This window comes from Lacinutrix sp. YIN62 (assembly GCF_057219185.1).
Genome location: NZ_JBXVVH010000045.1, coordinates 1 through 5,250, shown reverse-complemented (window position 1 = coordinate 5,250; position 5,250 = coordinate 1). Strand labels below are relative to the sequence as shown.

Sequence of the window (5,250 nt, the reverse complement as noted above, 5' to 3'; positions counted from 1 at the left end):
AATGATTCACTGTAACGTCTAGTAACTCTGTCATTTTTATACATAATCTACTTGAATTATGTAGCCTTTATTCAGGACGAGTCATAGACTTGTGCAACGATTACCGGTGTTGGCAGTAGTGTTTTATTGTTTTCCATATAAGTTTATCAGTGTTCCATTTAAACTAAACGGAATTACTGACGTATGAGATTCATTTCTATATATTTTCCAATCCATATCAACATTTTCGTAGTTACTTTTTTTAAGATATAAACTAAACTTAATCATATTAGACACCATCATTGGGCTTTCATCTTCTCCAGTCGAAATAAATACTTTAGTCGGTTTAATATCCCAATTTTGGTTATTACTGAACTTAATAATCGCAGGCTTTAAAAATATTTCTTCGTTAAGCTGGAATGAAGGACTATTTATTCCAAATCGAGTAAAGTAATTGTCAGATTTCACAAAACAGTATGACGTAAATAATCCACCAAGAGAATGTCCTGAAATTCCTCTATCAGAATTTGTTTTATAGTGTTTGTCTATAAATGGCACAATTTCTTTTTTTAAGCATTCTAAAAATTTATCAGCTCCACCAGTTCTGATAGTTCCTTTTTCAACACCAAATTTCTTCTCAAATCTTCTTTCTGTTATTGTATCACAATATGGGGTGTAATCATTAAATCTATTAATTCCTGATTCTATTCCATTAACCTTATGACTGATTCCAACGAGAATCACATCTTCGATTTTTTCAGAATCAATGTATTTTGACTCGAAATATCCAAATGTGCTTTTCCCATCCAAAACATAAAGCACAGGATATGTTATGCTGTCCTTAATAGAATAATTCTTTGGAAAAGACATATGAATTAAATAATCTTTATTTGTAATTTCAGATTTAATGATATGGTCTGGCTTAAAAAAATCTCGCCCTTTTGGGTCTAACTTTTGGCTAAATAAAGGGTTGCAAAAAATCAAAAAAGAAAATGTTATAAATAATAGATTTGGTAGTTTCAAAAAGTTCATTTGTTTAATTCAGAGTTCATTGCTTACATTACTGCCAACGGTTTGTGTAAAATGCGTTTTCAATGCATTTTTATACGGTGTGCCTGTTGCACAAGTTTGTTGCTAAAGATAGAAAAGGAATTTAAAAGCGGCTTAGTTATTTCTTAACTTTAGTTATGCAAGGCAAAAAAGAGTACCAAGAAAAATTATTTTCTCATTTTCAATTGAGCGAACGCATTCCGAAACACAACTTTTACCGCAAGTTAATAGCGGTATTACATTTAGATTTTTTATATGCATCAACCCAGCCTTTTTATGGCGATAGCGGTCAGAAAAGTATTGATCCTGTTGTGTTCTTTAAACTGTGTTTGGTGGGGTATTTGGAGAATTTAATAAGCGACCGTAAATTGATACAGCATTGTAGTATGCGCTTAGATATACTGTATTTTCTGGGCTATGATATTGATGAAGCTTTGCCTTGGCATTCTACCATTAGTCGCACGCGTCAATTATTTCCTGAACATATTTTTGAAGACGTTTTTACAAAGGTATTGAGTATCTGCGTTGAAAAAGGGATGGTAAGTGGCCATACTCAAACCATTGACTCAGCTCCTGTAAAGGCGAATGCTTCTATGGATACTTTAGAGCTAAAAGTTCCTAAAGAAGATTTGGATGCTCATTTGAGAAAAATACGTCACATAAGTAGTCGCGATAAGGAAACTATAATCCGTAAAGCTCAAACCAATAAAGCTTCAGAAGACCAGCAAAGCATCACCGCCAATGCAAAAGAATTACAAGCCCTAAACAGCAGAAATAAGAAGTGGGCAGCAGAGCAAGATCAACGTCCTGGCGCTGGAAATAAAGGAAGTAGATACACCTCCAATAAAACCCATTACAGTCCCACCGATCCAGATGCACGAATCAGTGTAAAACCAGGAAAAGCGAGAAAGTTAAACTATATGAGCCAGCTTAGTGTAGATACGGCGCATCATGCCATTACAGATATCAAGGCATACCATGCCGATAAAAAGGACAATCAATATTTACAGGACATCACCAAACGCTTAAAAACTAAACTGCACAAGCAAGGGTTACTTTGGCGGAACTGTGTTGCTGATACCGGCTATAGCAGTGGCGAAAATTATGCATTTTTAGAAGCAATAGGTTTGGAAAGTTATATTCCCCCTCATGGCACTTATAAAGGCGGTCCAGAGGGATTTGTTTACCAAAAAGAAGAGGGTCATTACCTGTGTCCACAAGGAACTATCATTCCCTTTAAAAAGGTGTTTTTGGATTCCCGTACCAAAACCAAAAAGAAAGCGTACAGAGGTTCAAGTATGCAATGCAAAGGATGTCCCTTAGCCAAAGCGTGTTTAGGAAAAAGTGCAAAAGAGAAAACATTTTCTGTGACCTATTACCGAGAAGAATACGAACGTAACAACAAACGAGTAAATAGTACAAAAGGCAGGTATCTAAAATCCAAACGGCAAAGTACGGTAGAACCCGTTTTTGGGACCCTCACACAGTTTATGGGACTTCGGAAAATCAACACTATAGGAATGCAACAAGCAAACAAAGTCATGCATCTGTCTGCAATTGCCTACAACTTGAAGAAATATTTAAAATTCACTGTAAAAAATGTGAAAATAGATGCTAAAGCAATGAAGCATTTATTTTGTCTTGTAAAACGCTTGTTTAGGCCCCAAATAAAGCTGTTAGAACGAATATAATAGGCATCCTAAAATTTAAATAGTATAGGTTTTAACAAAGTAAAAGCCCTTGTAAAAGGAGCTTTTGAATGTTTTTTTATGTTTTTATAGACTTGTGCAACGATTACCTTTGTTAGGCACTGGGCTTTATTCCGCAGTAATTAGCTTTCTTAAGACTTGTCCATCTGATGATTGAACATTCAATATGTAGTGTCCTGTTCGTAATTTTAATCCGTTAATATTAAATTCGTTAGAGTTAAAACTATTCTCATAAATAACATTCCCATAAAAATCATAAATTCTCACATCATTTTTTATATCAGCCTGTTTAGCTAAACCACCATATGGGTCATCATCACAAGGATTTCCTGGAGGCAATTTGTTAACAACAATAGAACCTCCTTTAATTGGGTTAGGATAAGACTTTAAACTCCAAACATCATCACAAGGATCATTTGGATTATCATCATAAGGATCGTAAACCGTTACCCATTTTTGTCCAATATATGTCAATCCACAATCATTTTTTGCATAACAAACTACTGAATACGTTCCTGTACAAGCTCCCCAATTTATACTAGCATATCTTGAAGTAGAGTTATAGGTGTTTTGGCTTGTAGGTTGAATAGTTGGTCCAGAACCAGCATTACAAGTTGTATTTGGTGTAACAGACCAATAATAATGTGTATTACCTGTTGCCCAAGCTACGCTAAATTGAGTTGTTGAATTTGTAGATGCATTGTCATAGCCACCATTAATTCCGTTTGTTGTTACATTAGGTTTCCCTACCCTAATTTCTTTTGTGATTGTTACAGTTCCACATCTTGGATTACCATAAGTGGCTGTTATATTTATTGTACCATTTTGGTTTTGGTTTAATTGATTTAGTGTAATTTCATTACCGTTTGTTGTAAAGGAAACTAGATTATTTGGGTCATTAACTGTCCAATTAGTAAAAGTAGCGTCAGTTGTTACAGAATAAACTCCTGTTGTACATAAATAATCTTCTCCAGTTAATTCGGAGTTTGTGCAAAAAGCAGTACAGTCAAAGAAATCAATGTCTGTGTCTGCGTCTAACTCTTCTGCTAACCAATCTCCATTTCGTCTATTAAAAGAAATATGCTCCGCGTTTAAATTATTGTTTTGGTTTGAAGATGTTGTGAAATTGACAAACGGAATAGCTCTATTTCCTATTGGTGGATTTGCAGAGGTATATTGTCTGTAATAATCAAAATCATTTAAATTAGCATTACCACTACCAACATCTAAAGCACTTGTAACAGGAATAAAATCGAAGTTTAAATTGACATCTATATTATAGTCATAATTATAAAACCAATTAGTATCACCTCCATTATTAGCAATCGCTAACCCATTAGGACTAATTCCGCCAGGATAATTATCTATAAACTGATCTCCATTTTGAGAGTTTACTGATTTATTAAAAATGGTTCTTGTTATTGGTATTAACCAAAGAAACTTTTTTTCGTAAGTTAATCGTCCTTTATAAATACGAGCAGTACCAGAAGACGGAAAAGTATTTGCTCTAAATTCTAAATCTAAATTACTGTTTCCTGGTAAAAAACCTAAAAGCGCAGCAGAAACATCGTTTAAAGCAATACCAACTGCTGGGTCGATATTAATAAAAAGAAGCTCAATTATACTTGTTAAAACTGATGTGCCACCTTCTCCAGTAACAGTAACAAGTCCTTAATTTGATGATAAGCCTTGACTATTTCCACAATGACTGGCATTGCTTAATGCTATATTTCGTGTTTGTTGTGGGTAACCCATTGTTTGTAATTCTGTTTGCCAAGCACTATGTGTTGTATTGGTTCTATTACCATTAGTATCTACATTGTTAATAAGCATTTGATTGACAGCAGGTGCATCTAATAAATCATCAATAGTTGCTAAACCAAAATCTCCTGCACCATTTATTGGGATGCTTATATTTCCTAAAGGTGTTTGTATAAACTCATTAACAATATGTCTTCCCATATGTAAAAGTCCTAAAGGGATATGTGCACCTTGATGTGGTGCATCGTGGCTTATGTATAAACTGGCATCGTGGTTTTCTGCATTATCTTCCATATCCTTTAAGGCATAGCGTGCAATTAAACCTCCCATACTTTGCCCTAATATTACATTTTGTTCTGTACCTGTTTTATTGGCATTTACCCAATCTATTACTGCTTCTAAAACATAAGCATTACGTTGTATAAAGTCTTGACTCGTCCTGAATAAAGGCTACATAATTCAAGTAGATTATGTATAAAAATGACAGAGTTACTAGACGTTACAGTGAATCATTCAAATTAAAAATTTTAGACGAACTTAGTACAGGAAAATATACTAAGTATGAACTAGGAAAGCTTTATGGAATTAATCCTTCAACGATAAATGAATGGATTAGAAAGTACGAAAGAAAAGATTTAATGAATATTAGAGTTATGGTTGAAACAAAGGATGAGATTACCAGAATTAAAGCTTTAAAAAAAGAGATAGAGCAATTGAAAAAGCTGCTGTTAAAAAAAGACATGGATCAAAT

5 protein-coding genes are annotated in these 5,250 nt (G+C 34.0%); 2 read left to right on the top strand and 3 right to left on the bottom strand.

Translation table 11 applies throughout. The features are described 5' to 3' along the window. Positions 1 to 123: 123 nt before the first annotated feature. Positions 124 to 1,002, bottom strand: a complete 879-nt coding sequence (locus tag AC2D8I_RS15825) for an alpha/beta hydrolase (protein ID WP_484707069.1) — start codon at positions 1,000 to 1,002, stop codon at positions 124 to 126. Between the two features lie 164 nt (positions 1,003 to 1,166). Between AC2D8I_RS15825 and AC2D8I_RS15820 the strand changes: the two genes are divergently transcribed. Further along, the gene (locus AC2D8I_RS15820; protein ID WP_484707067.1) at positions 1,167 to 2,720 is read left to right on the top strand and encodes an IS1182 family transposase; all 1,554 of its coding nucleotides are present in this window, start codon (positions 1,167 to 1,169) and stop codon (positions 2,718 to 2,720) included. A 126-nt stretch (positions 2,721 to 2,846) separates the two neighbouring features. Here the strand turns inward: AC2D8I_RS15820 and AC2D8I_RS15815 are convergent, their stop codons facing one another. Then, entirely contained in the window at positions 2,847 to 3,212 is a 366-nt protein-coding gene (locus AC2D8I_RS15815; protein WP_484707065.1) for a T9SS type A sorting domain-containing protein, read from the bottom strand. Between the two features lie 1,197 nt (positions 3,213 to 4,409). Beyond that, positions 4,410 to 4,922, bottom strand: a complete 513-nt coding sequence (locus tag AC2D8I_RS15810) for a lipase/acyltransferase domain-containing protein (protein ID WP_484707072.1) — start codon at positions 4,920 to 4,922, stop codon at positions 4,410 to 4,412. Positions 4,923 to 4,969: 47 nt separating this feature from the next. On the opposite strand from AC2D8I_RS15810, the gene AC2D8I_RS15805 reads away from it, so the two are divergent. After that, positions 4,970 to 5,250, top strand: a 281-nt coding sequence (locus tag AC2D8I_RS15805; protein ID WP_484707063.1) for a transposase, incomplete at its 3' end; no start/stop codon positions are given.